Consider the following 24405-nt stretch of genomic DNA (forward strand, 5'->3'; position numbering starts at 1 on the left):
TTATAAGGTTGACTTTTCCGTGTCGTATATGGACAAAACAGCAAAAATAACCTTAAATTCCAGTACAAGCCATATGAAATTCAGAACCAGGCTGATATTAACCTATTCCCTCCTTTTTACTATTGTGCTCACCCTTATTGCCATCATTTTTGAGACCTACAACCTCCAGCACCTGGAGCAAACCACCCGGCTCGACCTGGACGTGCTCAGCAAGAATATGTCCCAGCAATTGGATGAAATTGTCAGGCCCATGCGTTTTATCACCGAATTCCTCCTTTCGGACAGCAAAACCCTCTCGGCCATAACCATCCTTACCCGGGCGGACAGATCCGAGCCAGGGGCCCAGGTTTTTATCACCAAGGCAAAGGCCGATGTGACCACCGCCCTGGCAACATACTGCAATACGGCCAATTTCTACAGGGTCACTTTTTTCAGCGAATACGGGGATATACTGACCAGCAATGTGATGAGCAATACCATCCCCGACGGATATGCCCAAACGGACAGCCTTTCCTCGCGGGAACGGGTAGATGCCGCCATGGGAAAAGCCCTGGTGCTCTCCCCTTACGATGATCCCTGGGATCCCCGAAGCCCCCGAAAAGTTTTCAGCATCACCCGCCTGGTAATGGGGAACAACGTATCAAGCTACCTTGAAGTACAAAAACCTTACGCCGACCTTGAAGCCATCTACCGCCTGGACAGCACCAGGACCATCAATGCCGCAGCCCTTAACAGCAGGGGAGAAGTGCTTTTTTCCCAGTTCGATGAAGACACCACTGAGCTGCTGGGAAGGATGATTACAGAGAACCCATCCCTCAAGGCAAAGCCGCTGGATCGCATAAGGGGGAACATGGCTGCCTACTATTATTCGCCCTATACGGATGTTTGCACTATTGTCATACAGGGAAGCGCGGGCATGAATGCGGCTATACGGGACATCACCCGGATCACCATACTCATGGCCCTGCTGCTCTGCGGAATTTCCATCTTCCTCGTTTTTGTGCTTTCCACCCGGGTTACCGCGCCCATACGCCGCCTCATCTTCAGGATGGATCAAACAAATCTGGATAATACCGAAGAACTTACTTACGAACAGCGGGGGCTTCCGGCGAAGTTCCCGGCGGACGATGAATTCGTCCAGCTCTACCAGAGCTATAACCATCTTATAAAGCGCCTCAACCTTGCCAAGCACAAGGAAGGGCAGATGAGCCTCCTTCACCTCCAGTCCGAGTTTGATGCCCTCCAGGCCCAGGTGAATCCCCACTTCCTGTATAATGTGCTCAACGTCATTTCCCATCAGGGCCTAAAAAGCGGCAACGAGACAATCTGCGAAATCTGCGAAGAGCTCGCCTCCATGCTCCGGTATTCCGCAGGCACAAGCAGACGGCTTGTAACAGTCCGCGAAGAACTGGACTATGTGAGGCATTATCTTTATCTCCTTAAAACCCGCTACCTCAATAAACTGAGCTACGAAGTCGACGCCCAGGGCAGGGTGATGGAGCAGGAAATGCCCAAAATAGTGGTGCAGCAGCTTGTGGAAAACGCAGTGACCCACGGGTATAAGGACACAGGCAAAAACATGCTGATAGGGATACGGGGCTGGATCGAGGATGGCTTTTGGTTTATCGAAGTCAAAAATAACGGCGATGGTTTTGACCCGGCGAAAAAAGCCCAGCTCGAACAGCAGATGGCGGAACTGCGAAACCGCATTCAGGAAGGGAACCTCAACATAGACATAGGCGGCATGGGCCTCCTCACCATTTATGCCCGCCTCCTCATCCTCTTCGGCACAAAGGCGGTTTTGGAAATTGCCGAATGCCCCGAAGGCACAATGGTGAAAATAGGCGCAGCATGTACAAAGTAGTACTCGCCGAGGACGAGCCTGCGGCAGCCGAACATATACAGGACATCATCAAGCTTTATTGTCCCCAGTTTGAACTGGTGATCGGCGACAACGGAAAAGCCGGCCTTGACCTCGCAAGGCAGCACCGCCCCGATCTTCTCCTGACAGATATCAGGATGCCCCAGATGGACGGCCTTGAATTGATCCGCGCCCTCCACGAAGAACTTCCGGACATCAAAACCATGATCCTGAGCGGCTACCAGGATTTTGAATATGCCCGCACCGCCCTGCAGTGCGGCGCCATCGAATACCTTTTAAAGCCTATTTCGCCATCTACCCTGCAGACAGCCCTGGAACGGGCAATCCCGCTCATCAAAAAAACCATCGAAGAAAAAAGATTCGCCCTCCTTAAAATGCTTCTTAACCAGGAGGCTCCGGACCCCGCGCAGCTCAGGCGATACTTTCCTGCCTCCGCATATTCAGCCGGGATATGCCGCAAAAACGGGCTTCCCAGCCGCTTTTTCAAAAACCTTAACCAGCCCCTGCTTTTCCAAAACCAAAGGGTCCAATCCGATGAAGACGAAAAAACAGGCGAAACCCTGCTGGCGCTTAAAGGCAGGGACGAAATGGAAAGCATCTACCTCGCCCCAGGCAATGCCCTGCTGAATGGCAGCAGAACTGTGGAATTCATGGATACTGAAAACAGCCTCCCCGGGTATACCACAGCCGTCCTGTGGTCTCAAGTCTTTCAGATTGAGGAATTCCCCAGAATAATCGCAGCCCTCTATACTACCTTGGACACCCGCCTTGTGATTGGAAAATCCCAAAGCATCTCCGCAGGGGGCAACAACCAGGTTACCAGGCCCAAAAACCCGTCCCCCAACACTGAAATGGATCAGGCCCTGAAGCATTACCTGAAAGAGCACAAAACCGGCCTCATTCAAAAATTGCTTAATGACTGGCTTGATGAATGGGAAAAAGAAGGGCAAGGACAGCTTTTTGTGGAAGAATCCGTGCGCCTGTTTATTGAACGAGTAAACCATGCGGAAAACAGCCCCGGTGAAAACCTCGAACTCCTCATCGCCAACGCCTTTTCCCAGGCCGCCTGTTACGGGGATCTCAAAGAAAGCCTCGCCCTGATTCTCGAAAAGCTCCTCCCCTCCCAGGAAGAGAGGATTGACAAAATCGACACCCCCGAATTCTTTAATTTGATAAAGCAGTATGTCGATGCCCATTCAGCAGAAGACCTCAGCCTCGAATCAACTTGCAGGCATTTCGGCATTTCCCAAACCTATCTAAGCCGCCTCTTCCGCAAATACACGGACCTCTCATTCCTGAATTACCTCACCATAGCCCGTGTCGAAAAGGCAAAAACCTATCTGCTGAACGAGGGCACCCTCATACGGGACGCCGCAGTGATGGCAGGCTTCAACGACCCCTTGTATTTCAGCAGGGTCTTCCGCTCCATCACCGGGTTTACCCCATCGGAGTATGCGCAAGGACCTCATAAAAATTCTCCCTGTTGATGAACTTCACAGAAGGATTGTATTTTTCGATAAATGTCTTGGGTATATGAACTTTGGTATTCGGATTCCATTTGATTTCGTATGCAGTAATATTTCTCCCGGACTCAGTAACAAAATCAACTTCCTGCTGCTGGGTTGTACGCCAAAAGTAACCAAATGAGCCAACTGATTGGGGCATAAGTTTTTTTGCCAGTTCTGCGATAATAAAATTCTCGAATAGATGCCCAATATCCTGCCTGATTGCTACCGTATCAAATGCGCCAATTACTGCGTTGCGGATACCGACATCGTAGAAATAATATTTTGCGGAAGATTTTAATTCACTACGCAGATTTGTGCTAAAACTGCCAAGCCTGAATATTACAAATGATTGTTCCAGCAAACGAATATACCGTTCAATGGTTTTGTTATCGGCATTGCATAGATTAGATAACTCATTGATGCTGACTTGTGAGCCAATCTGCAATGCCAATGCCCTTACCAATTTCTCAAAAACAAGAGGTTTCTTTATATTTTCCCATTTAAATATGTCTTTGTACAGATTGTCATTTGCAAGTTCTTTCAATATAGCCCGCTCGTCTCCCGGATTGTTTACCACATCCGGGTAGTACCCATAGAGCAGCCTGTTTTCCAAATTCATTTGTTCTTCTATGAGATTCGTATGAAAGACCATTTCTGCAAACGACAGCGGAAACATTTTGTATGTCCATTTTCTGCCGGTCATTGGTTCATTAATCTCATTTGCCAAATCAAACGAACTGGATCCAGTGGCAATGATCTGAAATTTGGTTTTGAATTTATCATGAATAATCTTGAGTTTTAGCCCTATATTTTGGATTCTTTGGGCTTCATCGATCACCAAAATCAAATTTTGCCCAACTACGGAATTGAATTTTTGCGCAGTAACATCTTCAAACAGTGCGATAGTAGCTGCGTCATCTCCGCTTAGCCACATCACATCATTTCGTTTATCAAATAAATCGTGAAGTAATGTAGTCTTACCTACCTGGCGCGCTCCAAATATCACAATAGCCTTTCCGGAAAGTAGCTTTTCCTCGATATCTGCTTTTATACTACGTTCTATAATCATATAGACATTATAGCAGATAGCAATATTTTATGCAACAACTCCAAATATATTATAATATTTTTGGAGTTGCATCCTTATTTATGCATAATTAAGCTTACCTTCTCTGCCTCTTCCCCAATATCTTCCCGTCTGCAGAACGGTACGGATTCCTGCGGTATCTGAGATACGCTTGGTATGCAGCGCTGTTTTCGTAGTAGCCGTCCAGCCCCTTAAAAGACGATGACTCGTCGCAGCGGTAAAGCTCCATCAAAGCAGGGAAGAGAGGCGATTCCATGATTTCCTGGGTGCGGGTAAGGGGCAGGCGCTTAAGGGCGGCGGGCAGCATATGGTTCTTCACCAGGTAATAGATGTCATCCCTAAAATCCTGGTCAAAGCCCAGGCGCTCCAAAAATCGGCTTGCGGCCCTGGCGCCCAGCTCCGCATGGCCGTCAAAGCGCCTGGCGCCGGACGCTTCTGCCAGGGGCTTCCCGATATCGTGGAGCAGGAGCCCCAGGGAAAGCCGCAAATCATAGCCGCCCCCGGCCAGGGGCTTGCGGTGCTGGAAAGTTTCCAGCGTGTGGCTCCACACATTCCCCTCGGGGTGGAATTCCTTCGAATGATCCACATCGTCCAGCTGGGCAAGCTCGGGCCAGAATTCACCCACAAAGCCCGAATCCTTCAAAAATTGCAGCCCCCGTTCAGGCTTCTGCGAAAGGAGCAGCCCTGTAAGCAAAACCCTCTGCTCCTCAGGCCCCAGGGGCAGCCCGCCCGGCCATTCAACCGGTGCAAGCTCTGCGTGGGGATCGTAGCGGGCAAGTATCAGGGCAATGCCTGTGGGCATCCCCACATCCAAAGCTTTCTTCCATATATCAGCCTCGGCCCCGGTAAAAGGCCTTCCCCGAAACTCCCTCAGCAGGGGGTACACTCCGCAAGGGTCAAGGAAGCGCCCGGTCCTCCAATCCAGCCCAAAGCTCAAAAGGGCAAAGCTGCCCCGCTTTTCCCGCGTCCCCAGCCTGTCTTCCTCGTCCAGACAGCGGAAATAGTAGTCGAAACCGCCATCCGTTACAGAGGCATCGGCCAGTTCAACTCCGGGAAAGCGCAGCTCCCCAAAAATCCGCGCCAGATCCTGAAGACCCGCATTGGTTTCTATGAATATGAAGGGAAGAGGGGGCTTTTCCAAATAGCGGTCAATAGCGCTAAAACCCCTAAGTATGACGGAAAACCCGGCCCCGGAGAGCGCGCCAGGCGGAGAGGGATCAACGGTCTGTGCCATGTTTTTTACCCCTTAAAGAAAGCATAGCGGATCCGGGCAATTTTTAAAAGGCCGCATGACTTTATATACCCTTAAGTGTATGCTTATCAAAAGGAAGATACATGGCGTCTATTATTGTTTTATTATTGTCGGCTGTTTTGCCCATCGTCGCCTTTCTTTTGTTTATCTATTTAAGGGATACCCAAAAAGAGCCTTTGAAACCTTTGATGCTATGCTTGCTTTTCGGTTTTTTATCGAGCATCCCGGCTGTAATTATTGAGCTATTAATCGGTTTGGGGAACACATTCGCATCCCCGCTTTCCTCTGCCATCTATGATGCGTTCCCTGGTGCGGCAATCCCGGAGGAACTGTTGAAATTTCTGGTACTCTATTTATTTGTTTTCAAGAAACCATATTTTGACCAAAATTATGATGGCATAGTTTATGCCGTATTCGTGTCTTTGGGATTCGCAATGGCCGAAAATATTTCATATGTGTTGCAAAATGGCATTGGGACTGCGCTATTAAGAGCGATATTTTCTGTTCCCGGACACGGCCTGTTTGCAATATCCATGGGTTATTTTTTCTCTCTGGGAAGGTTTTCAAGCATAGACAAAAAAAAATGGTATTTGTTCCTTAGCTTGTTCATCCCGATAATTTTTCATGGAACATATGACTTCCTTCTTTTTTATATATCCGGGGGAATTGACAATACAGCCATCATTTTATTAATGTTTTTTGCGTTAATTGCATTGATGATATTTATGTGGAAATTCGCACTTAAAAGAATGGAGAAATATATTATTATGGATAAAAACCCATGAATATAACCATCGATCTGGTTCGCAAAGATGAAAAGGAAATTTTGAGAAACCTCCTCGAAAAGTACCTCTATGAGTTCTCCCAATATGAAAAAACCGATGTGAACAGCCTGGGTTTATATGGCTATAATTACCTGGATCATTACTGGACCGAAGATAGGCGTTATCCCTGCTTCATCAAGGCTGAAAACAAATTAGCCGGTTTTGCAATGGTCAATGATTACCCGGAGGTGAAAATCAAAGCAGATTATACCATGTCCGAGTTTTTCATCCTGTTCAAATACCGGAATTCCGGAATCGGCAAATATGCCGCCGATTATCTTTTTGACAAATATAAAGGCAAATGGCAGCTCAAATACCATCCCAAAAATACGGTTTCGGAGAAATTCTGGCTCCATGTAGTTGATGACTACACCAGGGGGAAGTATGAATTACTCAAAGACAATCCCCAGGCAGCCTATGCGGATGGAACTCTTGGGAATATATTGATATTTGACACTCCCTATATTTCATGAATATGATTAATTCTATTATTTTTATGCCGTCTTTGGTATCTACTATGGCCTTGCCATTGTCCAAAAAGATGTCTGCCTGTGCACCGCTCGAAATTAATTCCACGGCAGTATCGGCATGGCTTCCCCATTTCGGGAAAGCCTGAACCGCAGATCCTCCAAAACCCCAATGTCAATCCCTGGAACCACCCCGGCGAAAAACCTTTGCATCAAAGCCTCGCGGAGCTTGGGCCTGGGGTATTCGCGGATTGCGGTTTTTTTCTTTTCGGGAATGCCCGCGAGTTTCCGAGCTGTTTCTATTGCTTCGATAAAACCGCCGATGCTGTCCACAAGGCCGAGCTTCTGCGCCGCAAGGCCCGAATAAACCCGGCCGCGGGCAAGAGGTTCCAAGACCTCGGGCGTTATGTTCCGGCCTAATGCGGCTTTTTTCACAAAATCACCGTAAAGTTCGAGGATATAGCGGCGGTAATTGGCTTCTTCTGCATCGGTTAAATCCCGGCGGGGAATCAGGACCCCTGTAAAAAGATCCGCATGGGCGCCCCGGCTAAGGGTATCAAGATCAAGGCCAAGCTTGTCGTTAAGGCCCTTGTCGTAAAACCACCCCGCGATTACCCCGATTGATCCTGTGAGGGTGCAGGCGGAGGCCATAATATGGCTTGCGTACATGGCCGCCCAATACCCGCCCGAGGCGGCTACCTGGCCCATGGACACCACCACGGGCTTTTGCTTCTTCGCTTCCTTGATAGCCTGGGCTACATAATCGGCAGCCACAGCGCTTCCGCCGGGGCTGTCAATGCGCACCACCAATGCTTTTACTGCGGATTTTTCCGCAGCTTCGAATATAGTCCTGGAAAGGCTCCGGGCTGCCATGCCCTGATCCAAATCAGTGTTGCCTTTGGCATAAATCACCGCGATTTCGGCAGGCTTGCCGAACCTTCCCGGTTTAGGAGGAGCATAATGGGATGCATGGCGATCATGGGTCATAAGGCTCGCAGAACCTGAGACCGCATAATCGATTTCCAAATCATCGGGAGGGTCCTTGGCATCTGCTTCAAGTTCCCTGATGATACCTTCAATCGCCTCTTCACGCCCCACAGTGTCTGCCAGGCCTTTTTCTTTTGCGGCCTGGGGCGACAGGAGAAAATCGCCGTTCACAAGGGCATTAAAATTCTCCTCCGAAAGGGAGCGGGCCTGCATGATCGCTGTCCTGGTTAAATTGAAGACCTCGTCAAGATAAGCACCGTACTGTTTCTTGTCGGCTTCCGAAAGGCTTGTGCGAGAAAACATTTCGTTGGCGGATTTAAAATCCAGATAACGCAATTCCCTAAAGCCGATGCCCAGCTTTGCCAGGGCTTCCTTCGCATAAAGACGGCCCCAGGCATGGCCGGCAAAAGCCAGTATGCCGCCCTCGTCCATGACCACCCTGTCTGCAACAGAGAGCATGCAATACAGATCAAAATCGGCATTGTCGAAATAGGCGACTATCTTCTTCCCCCTTGCCTTAAAGGTTTCGAGGCTGGAACGCAATTCCCAGAGGCAGACCTTGTTTGCGGAAAAACCTGAGCTATTGAGAAGCAAGCCGTTTATGTTCTTGTCGTCCCCCGCTTTCTTGATAATCCTCAAGGTTTCAAGCTCATGGCCGATTTTTGGGCTGCCAAGCTTTGCCGGATAAGTTTTGGCATTATGGAGGTTGAGTTCAAGATATCGCCGTTTTCCGGTTTTTTTTCTCATTTGATCCCCCTTTTTTGCGCCAGAAACCGTCAAAAACACCGGAATTAGCGTTTTTTCGGTTTGGTCTTTTTCGGTTCAGCCTTTTTTGCGCCTTTGCCGGCTGTTTTCGCCGGCTTGGGCGCAGCCTTCCCCTGCTTGGTCCCTGCCCCGGACAGCACTCCGGGAAGTTCCTCGAGCCTGTAGCCCGAGGCTTTTTCAGCCTTGAGGAGACTCCTGGCTGCCGCGCTGATAACGCCGGCACGCTTCTTCCATTTTTCCGAAGTGTCCTCCCCGCTATCGCCAAAAGCAATGGCGGCCTCGGGGATAAGGAAAAGGCTGGACCGCGAAATGGTTTCTTCAAAGGCTTCCTTGTTGAACCATGTGATATCTTCAAAGCGGTTCACTGCCAAGGCCTGGCGGAAATCGTCGGCATCGTAATTCTCAAGCACCAGGGCGGCTGCCAGTTCATCAGCCTTGAGAGCACCGGCGTAGAGCGAAGGATCGGCGGGGCTGGTCCTCGCAAGCACCATGCGTGCAAGGGCGGCAATGCGCCTGGCTTCATCGGCGCTGACGCCCAGCTTCTCCCAGCACTCGCGCAGCTTGCGGACCAGCTGCCAATGGTCGGCAAGGCGCGCGGCTTCCTCGCCGTTTGAGCCTTTGCCAAGAATGGAACGGAGCAGGGTCAGCACACCATAACCCAACACCAATACTGCGACCTGCGGACGGGCCGCAATGTCCTTGCCCTCCTCCGTCTCAGCCATGAGGATAAGGCGTTCAAGGTAAGCGGAGAATCCCGCCCAGGACTGTTCCGGAGGGGCATATTCATTTTCGGTCTTGAAGGCTTCGTAGCCTCCCTTGATGCCTGCAAGGTATTTGGCCGCGGTATCGGCAAAGGCCAGCACCGGCTGTTTAAAGTAGTCCACGAATTCAGCCTTCTTGGCCTGGGCATTGCGGGCCTCCTCCTCGGTCTCTGCCGCGGAACTCCCGGGAGTAAAGAAGCGGGAAAGCTGCTCCATCCTTTCAGGCTTAAAGAAAAGATTGAAGGGGGCATAGAGTTCGCCAAGGTAGATATCAAGGAGGGCTGCTTCAAGATCCTTGACTCCCCGGCCGTTGAGTTCAAAGTTGAGCCTTGCCCAACGGCCGTTCCAGCTGCCTGCTTCCGCGCCAGGCACATCTTCAGCCTCGTGGATGTCGAGGAAAGCCTGGGCCTCGTAGCCGTTGAGGCCCACAAAAAGGCCCCGCTCGGCAATCTCTTTCGACGACCGCACATACCAAAGGCCGGCCCTCTGCTCCCTGAAGATCGTAAAGAAACGATCCTCGCCATGAAGCGAAAGGGCTTCGCAAAGGCTGTCCTGCCTGGAAGTGCCGTCCTTTTGGGGGATCGAAACCGCCCCCCGCCTGATCCAGCCCGAAGCGCGGCCATAGGCGTTGTTATAGAACACCAGGGCCATATCGCCCCCCGCACGGTTTGAATAGGCGAAAACGTTCTCGTTGATGCTCCCCTCGGGGTTCACCAGGTCGTAGAGGCAGAAGTCGGCGCTGCCCGAGAAAACATGGCGCTTCTTCATAAGGGGGAAGATCTCCCGCTCGTGGCGATCAATGAGGTACTGGTCGGGCTTTTCGTCCCGGTAGGAACGGCGGTATTCCATGCCGTACTTTTCCTCGAAGCCTTCGATTTGCCCGTGCCCGAACATGGGGAGGCCAGGCATGGTCACGAGGAGGGTGGCGATGCCGAAATACTTGTCCCCCTTGCCGAACTGCGCCACTGCGGTATCCTCGTCAGGGTTGTTCATGAAATTCACAAAACGCTTGAGCACCTCGGGGTCGAATTCCAGGGTGTTCTTTATGGTGGCCCGGTACTTGGCGTTCTCTTCGTTTTTAAGCATGTTCATGAAGGCCGAGTTGTACACCCGGTGCATACCTAATGTACGCACAAAGTAGCCTTCCATCATCCAGAACGCTTCAGCCAGGAGCAGGGTATGGGGCGCCTCGGTAGCGCAGCGATCCACCACTTCCCGCCAGAATTCGTTGGGGATACGGCGGTTGAATTCCGCGGAAGCAAGGGCATGTTCCGAGCGGCTTGCGATATCTCCTCCGTGGCCCGGTTCGGGGTACCACAGGCGCTGAATGTGCCGCTTCGCCAAAGTCATGGCAGCGTCGAAACGCACGATGGAGAACTGCTGGCAGACCCCGATAATGGTGCGTATCACCGCTTCCCGTGCCTCGGGGTTGAGGAAATCAATCTGGGCAGTGTCGTTCCAGGGCATGGAAGTCCCGTCGTTGCCGTGGTAGATGTAGCGGGTATCCCCGGAATGAAAATCCACCCGCTTGAACACCACCGCTGCATCGGTGCGGTTGTAATAATGATCTTCGAGATAGATGCCAACGCCCTCGCGGTTCGAGAGATTCCCGCCGTTAAAGGTATAGGTGGGGTAGGGAGGAAACTTGAGCTGGAGGAAGCGGTCGGGGTTTTCCATGACCCAGCGGCTGTCCAGGCCCGTATGGTTCGGCACCATATCCGAACCAAGCCTGACGCCCCGGCGGTAGCAGCGTTCCCGCAGGTTCTGCAGGGCGCCCCATCCGCCAAGCTCTTCCGCAATATCATAATCGTGGAGGCTATAGGCGCTGGCGGCAGCCTCGGGGTTCCCCGTCCACTGCTTCACGGTTTTGCTGGCATTGCTCCGCTCCCACAGCCCGATGAGCCAAAGGCCCGTAAAGCCCCGCCGCGAAAGCTCGTCCAGCTCCTCGTCGGGAATCTGATCCAGCCGGGCAATCTCCCGGTGGTATTTCCTGGTCAGCTGGTACAACCACACCAGGGTACTCTTTGCCATCAGCACTGTCCGGGGCATCCACTCCTGGTCCGGGCTGAAATGCTCGTACTCGTTCTCCATCCAGCCGAATTCCATCACCTGGGTGGGACCAGGCCCGCCGAAGAAAGGCTTGTCTTCCTCTTTTATCACATCAAGGCTCGTAAGAAGCCGCCCCATGTACTTGCTGATAAGGAGGCCCCAGCGCTTCCTCATGAATTCAAGCTGGGCTGTCAAGGAATCCGGATGGGCCAAGGCCGGCGCCCGCAGAAGATCCCACAAATTCATGCCCTCGGGCCCAAAAACCGGAAGCTCCGCAAAATGAGCCTTGAGTTCCTCGATAGCGCCGGGGTAAACCGTCTTCAACCTGAGGTCAGTATCGCCAAACAGGAAGAAAAACGGCTTAAACGCGGGGTTAAGGTTCGCCAGGGCCAGAAGCATAAGCTCCTCAAGGCTCAAAGAACGGCAGCTTTCGCCGTCCTCGCTCTCCTCAAGATACTGTTCCACTGAAGCTTTGCCAGTGTATACTTTTTTAGGCGGAAACAACATACCAAAGGTATGTAACATACCATCGGCATCTCGAGCACCCAAATTCTGGTTTATTCGTTCCAGAGCCGAATCAAAAACATCGGACTGGACCTGCTCCCGGTAAAGGGCCACCATATAGTGCAGAATCTCGTCTATAAGCCCCATAGCGTTGAGCTGCCCGGCCTTCACAATCAGCTCAGGATGCGCAGCCCCATCCACCCTCGAATTGAGCTTCACCGTCAGAGCCCGGACCTGCTTCACGTCCGTCAGGACCACATTGCCTGTGAGGGAAAAAAGGCTGTCCTCGATGCCGCATTCCTTCCTGACCTCCTGCCTGATGTGGAATTCCATCACCGCCCGCCTTTTGGCAGCCTTCCGCCCCCTGGGGGCCGCAGGATTCTCGAATTTGGACAAGGATATGCGTACAGCCTTCATTTTTTCACCTCTTTATTCCCATTTTATAATACACCAATATATTATAGGAAAAGTATAATACGAGAAAGGGAAAATTGACAGAGTTTTAGGAAATCCTTGTTAAAGAAACGCAAAGGTTATTTATCGTTGCGATAACTTCTGATGATGATACTTCTGTTTTATAACGTATATCCCCATTATTTATGTCCTCCCTGAAATTGCATTGCATTAAGCCGTCAACAATAGGCTGCAAATAAGTTTTCTTTATAGATGTCTTATCAGTAAATAATAACAAGTACTGATTATCAACAAAACAAATATCAAGTTGATATGCAATAGTATTGCATACCCATTCCAAATAGGCCCGTGGAGGATCACTCACATCATCACTTGCAACTTCATAATATTTCAAATTACTAAACGGTTTAAAACTGTTTTCTCCGTATTTCAAAAATAACGAATATGTATAAAGCTCTACATGATTACCGCTCATTCGCTCGCCTTTTAAAAGTACGAAACCCTGTTTTGAGTTCTTGCGGACATACCTATCAGCACTTTCCAAATAATTAAATAAGTCACTTTGATTTATAAACTGTGAACGCCAATCGGTAATAGCCGATTCCTTTTTTTCCAATTCTACTATTTCTATAAGTGATTGCTCAATATTTTCAGCTTTTATTTTTTCAAATATGGATTTGATAATCCCTGAACTCATATTGGAACGATCTCTTTTTAAGAATCGTTTCCAGCTTATATCGCGCTGAATGTTCCTAAGAAAGCTTTGATTAGAACTTCTTTCAAGAAGATAATCACCATGAACTAATAACGCACACTCCCACACATGATTAGCAAATTCTCTTACCCCATTGTCATCAAACACAGCCTTTGCCTTTTTACTGTATATGCTAAACTTTTCACGATATTCTTTGTCATCTTCTGCCGACCATTTACAATTATTGTTTTTATTGTAATAACTTTCAATATCACTCAGAAAAAACAAGAATCCAATTTGTCCATCAAAATATTTTTGCTCCTCTACATCCTGAATCTGTTTTTTCCAATCATTATTTTCCCGAAGCAGCAAACATGCTTTTATTTGCTCTTCAAGAAATTGAACATTATCAAAACCTAAGAAATCTTTGCCTGAAATATTGCTAATATGGATAAGTATACTCGTACCCTTTGCCGGTAATAACTGTTTAACTGCGTTGATAGAACGAAGATAATCTTCTTCTCTGTTATAATTTGTATATTTTGCCAAATTTCTTATTATACGCATCCAATGCTTTAATTCATTGGGATCAATATTTCCTTTTCTAGAAATCAAATACTGGCAATATGCAAAAAACACTATTCTATTTTCATAACCAGCACCGTCAAATTTATTGTTAATTATTCTATCAAAATATTCTAATTCGTCATAAAAATAAAATGCCTGAGGAATATATGTTTTTACTGTTTTATTCCCATTTTTTAGCATATCCAAAATAGCAATAAGGTCAAGAATAAATTGTCCATCAAGACAACTATATTTTTCACATTGGCTAAAAGACATACCGGATTCCTGAAACAAAGATTTTGGAAAATTGTCTTTTTCCGCGCGATGATTCACAATAAGAATTTTAAGAAAATTCATAAGCAAGTGATCAATATCAGAATTTTCTGATGGCCTGTGTGCCCAAAACAAATTAGTCCAATCAGTATCAATCATTTTATCAAAATATTTATGTACCAGGACATCTTCATTTACAATTGTATACCTATCAGACAAATTTAATTTTTCAATATATTGTTCCAATTTTGCCTTAAAATTTTCAAACTCGGTCAACGGTTTACCGCGTGCATTCATTTTTATATATAAATCATCAGTTAATCCATAATCATTAAGTTCAAGAAATTGAAAAGTTATTATTTCTTTATTTGGATCTGCCAATCGTTTATAATAATTCACGGCGTCATTAAATTTAAGATGAATACTATCAAGCATATTAAGCATTGATTGTATTGTCGGATCAGTATCCCATGTTGAAAAATACCAAGAACTTTTCGTAATAATGTTAGATATTGTTTTTGATTTAAGATTATTCATTTTTGATATATCTATATCTTTAGACAGCAAAGTATCACAAAATTCCCGCGAGCTTGTCCGTGTCTCATAGGAAAACTTTGATTTTGGTTTATCGCTTTCGGTATATACAAAATCTTCTCTTAATTCCTTAATTTTGCAATCTTTAATTGCTAGATACCAATGCAACAAAAACAGTGTCGTTAATCTTTGCTGTCCATCAAGGGGGATAAAAACCGGGCGTTTGTTCACCGTTGTAAGATTTCCATATACAAAATCAAGGTCATGGTTTGCCGTATCGGCATCTAAATATTCACGTAATTTATCAAGAAAAGCATCACGTTTTTCAACTTCGCTTACACGGCCTTGTGCGTAATCTCTCTGTATAATAGGAATAACAATGTCATATTTCCTGATTACTTTCAAAAAAGTTAATCGGCTTTCGGATAATTTTCCTGTTTCACACATTATCTATTCTCCTCTAAATCGTCAATTAGTGTATCAAGTTTTAATAAAGTTGTTTTTATTGCATTAAAATATGCATCCGCATCACTAGGATTCCAGTACATCATTTCGGTAAAACGCTTGCTATATGCTTTCATAAAGACATTCTTTGTACATAAAGGTATAAACTGTCCGGATTTTTCATTTTTTAATATAATAGAACGTTTTACCGGAAAAATCCAGTTTTTATAAGCTCTGTTTGTACTGGCATCTAACAGTGCTAAATTGGAAATATAATGCGTACCTATTGGCCTGTCTTCTTTAAAAATTTTTTGAATCCGGTAAAAAACATCTTGAATTTTTGAATTCTTGTCATCTTTACTAATTTTGAATAATTCGGTAAAGATATAATCAAGCGATTCTTTTTCAATCTGTAGGTCAGCAAAATCATCTTTATTTTTTGGGTTATTTCCCGAATTGACTTCATTATAATATAATTGCTGCTGTTCCAGTTCTTCACAGCCCGTAAAATATTCCAAAATAGCATTTGCCCATTTAATGGATTCCTGCCCTTTTTTGACTATTTTATCTGTCTGTGAATAAATATGTTCAACGTCAAAGTCTTGAGTTTTATATGAATTAAACGGAAACCGCATATCTTGTTTTTGAGATGTAATGATTGTTAAAATATTAAATAATAATAATGTTGGTTTTAGATCAGGATCATTATAGTTTAGCGTTTCAATATTTTTATAACTGGGGTATCTTTCTTTTATACGCTCAACAAGATAAAATTTAAAATCATATTTCGTTTCATGTTTGTCACTTTCACTGATAATTACACGTAATTCATTCTCTCCATTTTCTGCGGTCATAATTAAAAAACCTATTAGATGGTAAAAAAGAGAATCGTTATACCATTCTTCTAATCTTTGAAAATATTTCTTTATAATGAGCCAAAATTTATCCGTATCTGGAACACCTGTATTTTTTTCTGCTTTCTTCGAATTCTTCATAGTATTCATTGAAAGTGTAATATGTCTCTTGATCAGATGGTTTTTCTTTTATTAAATCAAAAATATATTCAATGTGCGTCGCATATTTTGGCTTGCCTTTTTCAGCTTCTGACGAGTTATAGATAAAATACCAAAAGGAATCTTCTTGTAATTTCTTTTCAATTTGATCCCACTCAGATGCTATCTGCAATTGTTTTAAATAGAATGCATCAGTGGCAATATTTTCCTCTTTCCATTTTCTTAAAAATAACGCTCTAATCAATTCTGCATTGGTGAGAGATATTTTTCCAATATTTAATCTTGTAAATATCTCATAAGCATCTTCCTTATTATCAACTTCATAAAATATAACTCTTGTCTTATCTATAAGTTTTAGCATTAGCTTTGTTTCAAAAGTTTTATCTTTATTAAATTTTTCAAACCATTCTTTAATAGTCTTGTCAGCATTATAGATATGTTTAAAATCTATATATTTATTAGAATCTGCTTCATTAATATTTCTTAAAAATGTTTCACTGTCTTCTCGCGTGGCGTAAGCTAAATCTTTTATGTTTTGCCCTTTTAGCGGTGCCTCAAGATTTTTTAGTATAAGAAATATAGTAGTTAATCTTTGTTGCCCGTCTATTACTTCATACCAATCTTTTTTTGGCTCTTCATTGCGTTTCTTTACTACAATCGGCTGCAAGCAATAAAATGATTCTTCCTTTTGGGGATTGAATTCCCATATATCCTTAAGCAATGAAAGAACTTGTGTTTCAGTCCATCTATAACCACGTTGATAGTGTGGAATGAAAAATTGATACTCCATCAAATCATTGATAGGCATTGGTTCCAAATGTGTCATTACTAGAGCTCCTCTTTAAGTTTCGACAATAGTATAATCTAGCAATGGTCAAAATACCAGAGGGCACTAATAAAGAGCCGAAATTGCCTTTATTCTTAATTTTCTCAAAGCATTCAAATCAACAATCCCTTCAAATTCCAGGCCGCTCGTGCTATAGTCCACCCATGGATACGCGTTCTCTCCTCAATCAAATCGCCTCTGAAAGGATCATCATCCTGGATGGGGCCATGGGCTCCATGCTCCAGGCTCTCCACCCTGGCCCGGTTGATGGATGCAATGACATGCTCAATATCACCAAGCCAGGGCTTATCACGGGCATCCACGAGGCCTACCTTGAGGCTGGGGCGGATATTATCGAAACATGCAGTTTTAACGCCACATCAATATCCCTTAAGGATTATGATCTTGAAAACAGGGCCTACGAGATAAGCAGGGCTGCCGGCGCCATAGCCAAGAAAGCGGCGGATAAATTTTCCACAGCCCAAAAGCCCCGCTTCGCGGCGGGCAGCTTAGGCCCTACTGCCAAAAGCGCCTCCATCACCTCCGACATTGACAACCCTTTAAACAGGGCGGTCGCCTGGGACGGGCTTGAGGCTGCCTATTATGACAATGCCAGGGGGCTCATTGACGGCGGTGTGGATCTGCTCTTCATAGAAACAGTTTTCGACAGCCTCAACGCCAAAGCCGCCCTCTTTGCAATCAGGCGCATCGAACAGGAGCGGGGCGTCAGCATCCCGGTGATGGTCTCCGCTACGCTTTCTGAAGGTGGCCGTCTTCTCACAGGCCAAACCCTGGAAGGTTTTTGCAGAGCCATGCTGCCGGCCAACCCCTGGGCTTTAAGCCTTAACTGCTCTTTCGGGGCAGACAGCCTCAAGCCCCACCTTGCCCGCCTCTCTGCCGCGAGTCCCTGCCTGGTCGGCGCATACCCCAATGCGGGCCTCCCTGACAGGCAAGGCAATTACAGCCAAACCCCCGCCATCATGGCTTCTCACATCGAATCCTATTTAAAGGAAGGGCTCGTGAACATTATTGGGGGCTGCTGCGGTTCCACCCCTGCGCATATAGCCGCCATTGCCTCTCTCGCCAAAAATTATAAACCCCGGGTGCCCGCATCCGTCAATGCGTTTCAGGCGGCCATTGACTCGGGGGATTACGAGGAGGCTGTCGAACTTGCCCGGGAAAAAGCTGAAAGGGGCGCCAAGACCTTGATTCTCAACACCGATAAATCGCGGGACCCTGGGGGTACTGCAAAAAATTTCATCTTCCTTTCAAATTGCTTTCCCGTTCTTGCAGAGCTCCAGCTCATCATAGAAAGCGAAAATTGGGAAACCATTGAGGCAGCCCTTAAATGCGTCCAGGGCTGTGCTTTGGTCAGGTATAAAAACGCCAAAGAAGACAGTGCGGAATATAGGGAAAAGGTCCGTCTTATACGCGATTATGGGGGAAGGATAATTTAATGGGCGGAAAAAATTCCGCCCATTACCGTACCGAACTGACCATGTCCCTGTTAAAATAATCCCAGGACATTTTTGCCAAAATGCCTTCGGCATATAATTCATCCAATGCTTTGTCCAAAGCTTCTGTCAGTGCATCATTGCCTTTTTTTAAACAAATTGCAAAAATTTCGTCTGACGGGCCCAGCCAGATAATTTCAAAATCGCTATTATCAGGGGAGAGATAAAAAGACGCTACAAGGGTATCGCAAAGTATGGTGTCCACCCTGCCAAGCCTTAATTCTTCAAAACAATTGAGGATTTTGTCATACGCCAAAGGGACAAAATCCACGCCCTGGGCGGCAAGCTTTTCCATGTACCGCTGCGAAACCGTCTCGCCCTGAAACGCAACGCTGAGCCCTGCGGTTTCTTCCGGTGAACGAGCGTCGACATGCGCTCCCTTAAGGGCAATCATAACCTGGGCAGTGCCGATATAGGGCTTTGTGAAATTGTGGATTTTGAGACGCTCGTCAGTATACGTAATGGAAGAAATAATGCAATCGTACCTGCCGATTTCGACACCGTCAAAAATGCCGTCCCATGCGGTATCAACAAAAACAGTTTTAAGGCCGAGCTTTTCCGCGAGCCTGTGGGCAAGCTCCACATCAAAACCAACAGGCGTTTTTCCATCGGTGTCGAGGTACTCCATGGGTGGATAGCCGATTTCGACGCCGACCGTCAGTTCCCCTTCTTTAATAGTCAGGCCGTGAGGCTTCTGCCGGGGCTGCCTGGTCATAAATGCAATGCCAACTACAATCAGAAATGCCAGAATCAGACAAATAATCGTTTTCAATTTCACTTTCCATAGATATATTGCCAAAACACCGGATTGTCAAGTAAAATAAGGCAATGAAATATATGCCTGCTGCCATTGTTATGTTCTGTATTCATTTTTTAATTTTGGTTTCCTGCGCAGGCGGTTCTGCTGTTAACCAGAAGGCAGGAAAGCAGGAAAATTTGGAGTCTGCCATAAGCGATTTTTCAAAAGGTACAAATCTTGCAAGCTGGTTTCAGCAGGTGGATTCGGCGCATAGTATTCCCTTCGGCAGGTTCAGCGAAGCTGATTTTAAAAATTTTAAAGCCCTTGGAATCAATATCATAAGGCTGCCCATACAATTCAGCAGCATGGCAGGGCCGGATTATATTGTCGATCCCCTGCTTTTCGATCTCCTCGATCAAGCTGTAGACTGGGCCGAGCGATACAAAATCTACATCATCCTGGACAACCATTCCTCGGACGGATCAAACGGTCCCACCGCCGATGCCATCGATGCTTTTCTCGTTCCGCTTTGGGCGCAAATCGCAGATCATTATAAAAACCGCAGCCAATTCATCCTTTATGAAATCCTCAATGAACCTTACGGCATTTCTGCCGAGGCATGGGGCCTAGCCCAGGGCAAAGCTATCGAAGCAATACGACAGAAGGATAAGACCCACACGATCATTGTCGGCGGGAACGAATGGAATTCCATTTGGGCTTTGGAAAACCTTCCTATTTATAATGACAAAAATCTTTTATATACCTTCCATTTTTACGATCCCCACATTTTCACCCACCAGGGAGCTGACTGGGGCGACCCGCCCTTGCTGACCAATCTAGAGGGGCTTCCTTTTCCCGCCTCGGCCCACAGCATCCCGGCCCTGCCCCCCGATTTAAAAGGAACTGCGGTCGAAGAGGATTACAAAAAATATGCCCGCCTTGCGGACCCCGCATCCCTTGCCGAGACCCTGGATCGGGCTGTGCAATTTTCAGCTTCCCGAGGGGGAGTTCCCCTTTTCTGCGGTGAATTCGGCGTGAAGATAGGTTCATGTCTGCCGGAAGACAGGCTGCGCTGGTACAAAACAGTGGCAAAACTTTTAGCGGAACGCAGTATTGCCTGGGCTAATTGGGATTACAATACCAATTTTGGTTTATTCAACACTGAAAAAGGCGGCAATATCAATTCTGACCTTGATATTGAAATTGCGTCGGCCCTCGGCTTTACGGCGCCTGCCCAGCACCCTATAGAAAAAATCAAGAATAATTTTATTGTCTACGAAGATTATACCGGCCAGGATGTCGGAATAAACCATTGGGATCAAAGCGTCCTTGATCTGTATAACAAAGAAGCGGCCGAAGGAAAATATGCGGTTTCCTGGAGCAAAATCAGCACATACAGCGAATTTTCTTTCAATTTGAGCCCTGAAATCGATTGGGAGTACTTGACAAGCCAGGGCTATGCCCTGGAATTCAAAGCCCGTACGAATAAAACTGCGGCCTTCGATGTTCAATTAATCCGCTACGAAAACGCCGTCAGCGTTCCCTGGCGTATGCGTTTTTCCATCAACAAAACAAACCTTCCCCCCGACAATCAATGGCACACCATTTATATTCCCTTAAAGGAAATGAAAGAACAAGGCGCATGGATCAACAAAACATCAGAATGGCGCGACCCCAAGGGTCTTTTTGCCTGGGACAATATTGAACGCCTTGCATTCCAGGCAGAGAGCGAGCTTCCGGGCTGCATCATTTATTTTGACAGCATTAAGATAATCGGGGATCATTAAATCCGCTCGATTCGCTTTGGCATTTTATAATGTGTTCTTTGACTTCCCACACGCAGGCTGCCGTGTCCTTTTTTATCTCTTCACCCCAAAAATGCAATACTATCCATCCAAGGCGGAACAATTCTTGTTCTTTTTTATTGTCCCTGGCCATATTATTTTCTATTTTTGGAATCCAGTATTCCTTGTTATTTTTAATCTTGCTTTTCTGTTTTTGCCAATTTTTGCCATGCCAAAATTCCCCATCACAGAATATTGCTATCTTGTAACGGGTAATCGCGATATCCGGCTTCCCGGGAAGGGCAGGATAATTTTTCCTGTACCTGATTCCTTCATGCCATAATGCCTTTCTAAACAGCAATTCAATATCCGTGTCTTTGTTTTTTATGCGGCTCATCGTCCTATGGCGTGTTTCGCTGACATTATTCATGTTTTGATAAAGGATAATCCCAGGGCGGATCTTAGTCAACAGTTCCCTTGACAAATGGAAACGGATAAATTATAAAGAGCAATGGATTTTAAATTAATTGAGACCGGGCCAAAGCTGTCAAAATTTTACAATTATTTGGCCAATGAGGGCATTAGCATAATCGCAATGGACTTTGAGTGTGAATTTAATCTCCATGCTTATGGCGAAAAGCTGTGCCTGATACAAATTTTTGACGGCAAAACATATTTTATCATCGATCCCCTAAATATAGAAAACGATGAAATCAAAAAATTCCTGCTGGATAAAAACACCGTTAAAATAATGTATGGGGCAGAATCTGACGCCAGCCTTGTCTATTCCCAGTATGGGACACAGATACAAAACCTGTTTGACCTACAAATAGCAGTCGATGTTTTAGACGCAGAACGCAATGGGTTGGATTTCGCCCTGGATCATTTCCTTGATATCGAAATAAAAAACAAAAAGAAATACCAGTCCCACAATTGGACAACACGCCCGATTCGCATTGATGCTATGGAATACGCTCTGAATGATGTGGCCCATTTATTCAAATTGAAAGATATATTAATGGAACAAGTTAAATCCAAAAATAAATATGAAGAATTGCTGTACGAGATATTACGGAAAAATTTCATCCCTGCAAAAGAAAAGATCCCCGGCCTGCTCAAAAGATTCGAGTACAAAAAATTGTCGGCCCCGAAAAAGGAATTATTCAAAAAATTGTTCGACATACGGGAATCCTTTGCGAAAGAATACGACCTGCCCCCCTTTCACATCCTGAATAACGATATTTTATTTGACTTGGTTAACCGCATAAAGAATTTAAATGATATAAAGCTAAGCGGCAGATTATCGGGCGAGAGCCAGGATAAAATGCGGCATATGATGGAAGAAGCATTAAGGGCATAAAGACCATGATACAAATCTTCGGAACCAAAAAATGCAGGAGTACCCAAAAAGCCCTCCGTTTTTTTAAGGACAGGGGCATAGAAACACAGTTCAGGGATATGGGCATAAAGCCCCCCAGCCCCGGAGAACTCGACGACATGGCAGCTGCCCTGGGGGGCTGCGATACGCTTCTGGACCTGGAAAGCCCTGCGGCCAAAGAAAAAGGCCTCGCCTATATGGATTACAACAGCCGCGAAGAATTGCTCCTTAACGCTGGACTCTACAAGACACCCCTGGTACGGGCAGGCAAGGGCAAGGCAGCAGCCGGGCTCGACGAAAATGCCTGGAAAACTTTTAATTGATTTCCCTCAATAAATTCAGACACTGGCAGGGCGCAGACAGCAATCGCCAACTCTATAGATGGCTGGATTTCAAAGCAAACGATTGAATTCATTCGCTGTTTCCTCCATAATGGAAATACAGTATGAAGCGAAAAACGGCCCCGTATATTCTCATCCTCTGCGTTATCTTTTTGATCTGCGCCTGCAGCATGAGCGGCGGCCAACAAGCGGCGGCCTCTTATGGCAGGGCGGCCTATGGGGAAGCCATGGAATCTCCCCAGGCTGATGCTGAATACGCTGCCGGGGATGCCGGCGCTGCGGAAATCCCAACCCAGCAGAGCAGAAAACTCGTCTATCAGGCGGAACTCCGCATAAGGGTAGAAAATCCTGAAGCTGCTGAAAAACCCCTTGCAGACCTTATGGCAAAATACGAGGCTTGGTCATCTTCAACCAGAATCTACGAAAACTCCCGCGACTACACGGTCCGGGTTCCTTCCAAATATTACGATGCCTTTCTCAAGGAAGCCGCAAACCTTGGAAGGGTGCTGCGGCGTACTGAAAGCGCCGAAGATGTGACCCTCAGATACTACGATCTTGAAGGCCGGCTTTCCACAAAACAGGAGCTGCTTAAAACCTATCAGGGATATCTTTCCAAAGCAAAAGATATTGACGAAATCATGACAGTTGAAAAGCGCATTGCCGAGCTCCAGCAGGAAATAGACTGGACAGGGACACAGCTCCGCAATCTTTCAAACCTGGTGGATTATGCCACGGTCGATCTTGAGCTCCAGGGCCCGGTAGCGGTTTCTTCCTATTCGGCCCCAACAATGGGCGAACGCCTCTCCGAACTCTTTGGCTCGTTTGGCGAAATTGCCCAGGGAGCTGTGGTGGTCTTACTCGGCGTCATCATTTACGGTGTTCCGGCTATCCTTATCGTTGTCCTCCTTTTCTGGATACTCTTCGGGCGCATCGGGTTTATTAAAAAACTCTGGCGGCTTGCATCGGGGAAAAGGAGCTAGCAAGTGCCCTATCTCTACGAAACCCACATGCACACTAGCCAGGCTTCAGCCTGCGGTGTGTCCAGGGGCCGGGAATACATCTCCAGGTACAAAGACCTCGGCTACACCGGCATCATCATCACGGATCACTTTTTCGGCGGGAACAGCGCAGTGGACCGCAGCCTCCCCTGGAAGCGGCGCATAGAGCTTTTTTGCAGGGGCTGGGAAGACGCCCGTGAAGAAGGCGCCCGCAAAGGCCTCGACGTTTTCTTCGGCTGGGAACAAACCTACGACGGCGATGATTACCTCATCTATGGCCTCGACAAGGCATGGCTCATGGAACACCCCGAGTCTGCATCATGGTCGAGGAAACAGCAGTTCGAAGGAGTTGGCAGGGCCGGGGGCTGCGTGGTTCAGGCCCATCCATTCAGGCAGCATTTCTACATACGCAGGGTAACGCTTGCAAGCGCCCTGGTTCATGGTGTGGAGGCAGCCAATGGGGGAAATTCTGAGCAATCCTACGATGCCCTGGCCTGGGCATACGCCAAAAAGCTGGGCCTCCCTGTTACCGCCGGTTCCGATATACATGAAGCCTGCGATGTGCGCGAAGGAAACGTTCTTGGTGTATGGCTCGATAAAAAAATGGAAACCATCGCTGATTATGTCGTAGCTGTCAAAGGGAACAATATCGCAAGGCTCAATATCTGCCCCGGCCGCTGCGATCTCAGAGGAAATGAAGACACAATAATACCGGTAGAGATCCTCGATGCCCAGGAAAAAGTAATCGCCAGGGATATCAGGAAGTTTTTGAATCTTTAGTAGTATTACTACTAAATAGT

Annotated in this window: 19 protein-coding genes; 10 read left to right on the plus strand and 9 right to left on the minus strand. The window is 46.7% G+C overall.

Translation table 11 applies throughout. The features are described 5' to 3' along the window. The first annotated feature begins 73 nt into the window (after positions 1 to 73). Positions 74 to 1864 (plus strand): sensor histidine kinase, encoded by a 1791-nt coding sequence (locus TREAZ_RS16270; protein ID WP_148257841.1) that lies wholly within the window; start codon positions 74 to 76, stop codon positions 1862 to 1864. Next, entirely contained in the window at positions 1852 to 3369 is a 1518-nt protein-coding gene (locus tag TREAZ_RS16275; RefSeq protein WP_015712998.1) for a response regulator, read from the plus strand. Before TREAZ_RS16270 ends, TREAZ_RS16275 begins: the two co-directional genes overlap by 13 nt. Here TREAZ_RS16275 and TREAZ_RS16280 read toward each other — a convergent pair. Beyond that, positions 3320 to 4459: an ATP-binding protein gene (locus TREAZ_RS16280; protein WP_015712999.1), complete on the minus strand. Its 1140-nt coding sequence runs from the start codon at positions 4457 to 4459 to the stop codon at positions 3320 to 3322. The two genes, TREAZ_RS16275 and TREAZ_RS16280, sit on opposite strands and share 50 nt — an antisense overlap. A 94-nt stretch (positions 4460 to 4553) precedes the next feature. Continuing rightward, positions 4554 to 5711, minus strand: a complete 1158-nt coding sequence (locus TREAZ_RS16285; protein WP_015713000.1) for an HD domain-containing protein — start codon at positions 5709 to 5711, stop codon at positions 4554 to 4556. Between the two features lie 101 nt (positions 5712 to 5812). Between TREAZ_RS16285 and TREAZ_RS16290 the strand changes: the two genes are divergently transcribed. Together TREAZ_RS16290 and TREAZ_RS16295 are read left to right on the plus strand one after the other, a co-directional pair. Beyond that, complete coding sequence (locus TREAZ_RS16290; protein WP_015713001.1) at positions 5813 to 6514, plus strand: PrsW family glutamic-type intramembrane protease; 702 nt, start codon at positions 5813 to 5815, stop codon at positions 6512 to 6514. Further along, complete coding sequence (locus TREAZ_RS16295; RefSeq protein ID WP_015713002.1) at positions 6511 to 7026, plus strand: GNAT family N-acetyltransferase; 516 nt, start codon at positions 6511 to 6513, stop codon at positions 7024 to 7026. Before TREAZ_RS16290 ends, TREAZ_RS16295 begins: the two co-directional genes overlap by 4 nt. Before the next feature lie 93 nt (positions 7027 to 7119). Here the strand turns inward: TREAZ_RS16295 and sppA are convergent, their stop codons facing one another. From sppA to TREAZ_RS16320, 5 genes are all read right to left on the minus strand, one after another. Then, entirely contained in the window at positions 7120 to 8754 is a 1635-nt protein-coding gene (gene sppA / locus TREAZ_RS16300; RefSeq protein ID WP_015713003.1) for a signal peptide peptidase SppA, read from the minus strand. Positions 8755 to 8798: 44 nt separating this feature from the next. After that, positions 8799 to 12419, minus strand: a complete 3621-nt coding sequence (locus TREAZ_RS16305) for an alpha-amylase family protein (protein ID WP_015713004.1) — start codon at positions 12417 to 12419, stop codon at positions 8799 to 8801. A gap of 169 nt (positions 12420 to 12588) precedes the next feature. Next, positions 12589 to 15015 carry a DUF262 domain-containing protein gene (locus tag TREAZ_RS16310; RefSeq protein WP_015713006.1) on the minus strand — a complete coding sequence of 809 codons (2427 nt, stop codon included), beginning with the start codon at positions 15013 to 15015 and terminating at the stop codon, positions 12589 to 12591. Then, the gene (locus tag TREAZ_RS16315) at positions 15015 to 16007 is read right to left on the minus strand and encodes a hypothetical protein (protein ID WP_043923161.1); all 993 of its coding nucleotides are present in this window, start codon (positions 16005 to 16007) and stop codon (positions 15015 to 15017) included. Before TREAZ_RS16315 ends, TREAZ_RS16310 begins: the two co-directional genes overlap by 1 nt. Beyond that, complete coding sequence (locus tag TREAZ_RS16320; RefSeq protein ID WP_052297707.1) at positions 15955 to 16851, minus strand: DUF262 domain-containing protein; 897 nt, start codon at positions 16849 to 16851, stop codon at positions 15955 to 15957. Before TREAZ_RS16320 ends, TREAZ_RS16315 begins: the two co-directional genes overlap by 53 nt. A 164-nt stretch (positions 16852 to 17015) precedes the next feature. Here TREAZ_RS16320 and TREAZ_RS16325 point away from each other — a divergent pair, with 164 nt between their 5' ends. Continuing rightward, positions 17016 to 18308, plus strand: coding sequence for a homocysteine S-methyltransferase family protein (locus TREAZ_RS16325; protein WP_015713007.1), 1293 nt, complete (start codon positions 17016 to 17018; stop codon positions 18306 to 18308). A 22-nt stretch (positions 18309 to 18330) separates the two neighbouring features. Here the strand turns inward: TREAZ_RS16325 and TREAZ_RS16330 are convergent, their stop codons facing one another. After that, positions 18331 to 19143: a substrate-binding periplasmic protein gene (locus TREAZ_RS16330; protein ID WP_043923162.1), complete on the minus strand. Its 813-nt coding sequence runs from the start codon at positions 19141 to 19143 to the stop codon at positions 18331 to 18333. 50 nt (positions 19144 to 19193) lie between these two features. On the opposite strand from TREAZ_RS16330, the gene TREAZ_RS16335 reads away from it, so the two are divergent. Next, the gene (locus TREAZ_RS16335; RefSeq protein ID WP_083820333.1) at positions 19194 to 20891 is read left to right on the plus strand and encodes a glycoside hydrolase family 5 protein; all 1698 of its coding nucleotides are present in this window, start codon (positions 19194 to 19196) and stop codon (positions 20889 to 20891) included. Here TREAZ_RS16335 and TREAZ_RS16340 read toward each other — a convergent pair. Beyond that, a complete protein-coding gene (locus tag TREAZ_RS16340; protein WP_043923598.1) occupies positions 20869 to 21318 on the minus strand; it encodes a very short patch repair endonuclease in 450 nt (149 codons plus the stop codon). The genes TREAZ_RS16335 and TREAZ_RS16340 overlap by 23 nt on opposite strands. 81 nt (positions 21319 to 21399) lie before the next feature. Here TREAZ_RS16340 and TREAZ_RS16345 point away from each other — a divergent pair, with 81 nt between their 5' ends. The 4 genes from TREAZ_RS16345 to TREAZ_RS16360 all read left to right on the plus strand — a co-directional run bounded on the left by TREAZ_RS16345 (position 21400) and on the right by TREAZ_RS16360 (position 24385). Continuing rightward, positions 21400 to 22248: an HRDC domain-containing protein gene (locus TREAZ_RS16345; protein ID WP_015713012.1), complete on the plus strand. Its 849-nt coding sequence runs from the start codon at positions 21400 to 21402 to the stop codon at positions 22246 to 22248. Positions 22249 to 22253: 5 nt separating this feature from the next. Further along, positions 22254 to 22589, plus strand: coding sequence for an arsenate reductase family protein (locus TREAZ_RS16350; protein ID WP_015713013.1), 336 nt, complete (start codon positions 22254 to 22256; stop codon positions 22587 to 22589). Between the two features lie 122 nt (positions 22590 to 22711). Further along, complete coding sequence (locus TREAZ_RS16355; RefSeq protein WP_015713014.1) at positions 22712 to 23587, plus strand: DUF4349 domain-containing protein; 876 nt, start codon at positions 22712 to 22714, stop codon at positions 23585 to 23587. A 3-nt stretch (positions 23588 to 23590) separates the two neighbouring features. After that, a complete protein-coding gene (locus tag TREAZ_RS16360) occupies positions 23591 to 24385 on the plus strand; it encodes a PHP-associated domain-containing protein (RefSeq protein WP_015713015.1) in 795 nt (264 codons plus the stop codon). Positions 24386 to 24405: the final 20 nt, after the last annotated feature.

The sequence above is a fragment of the Leadbettera azotonutricia ZAS-9 genome (genome assembly GCF_000214355.1).
Classification (GTDB): Bacteria; Spirochaetota; Spirochaetia; order Treponematales; family Breznakiellaceae; genus Leadbettera; species Leadbettera azotonutricia.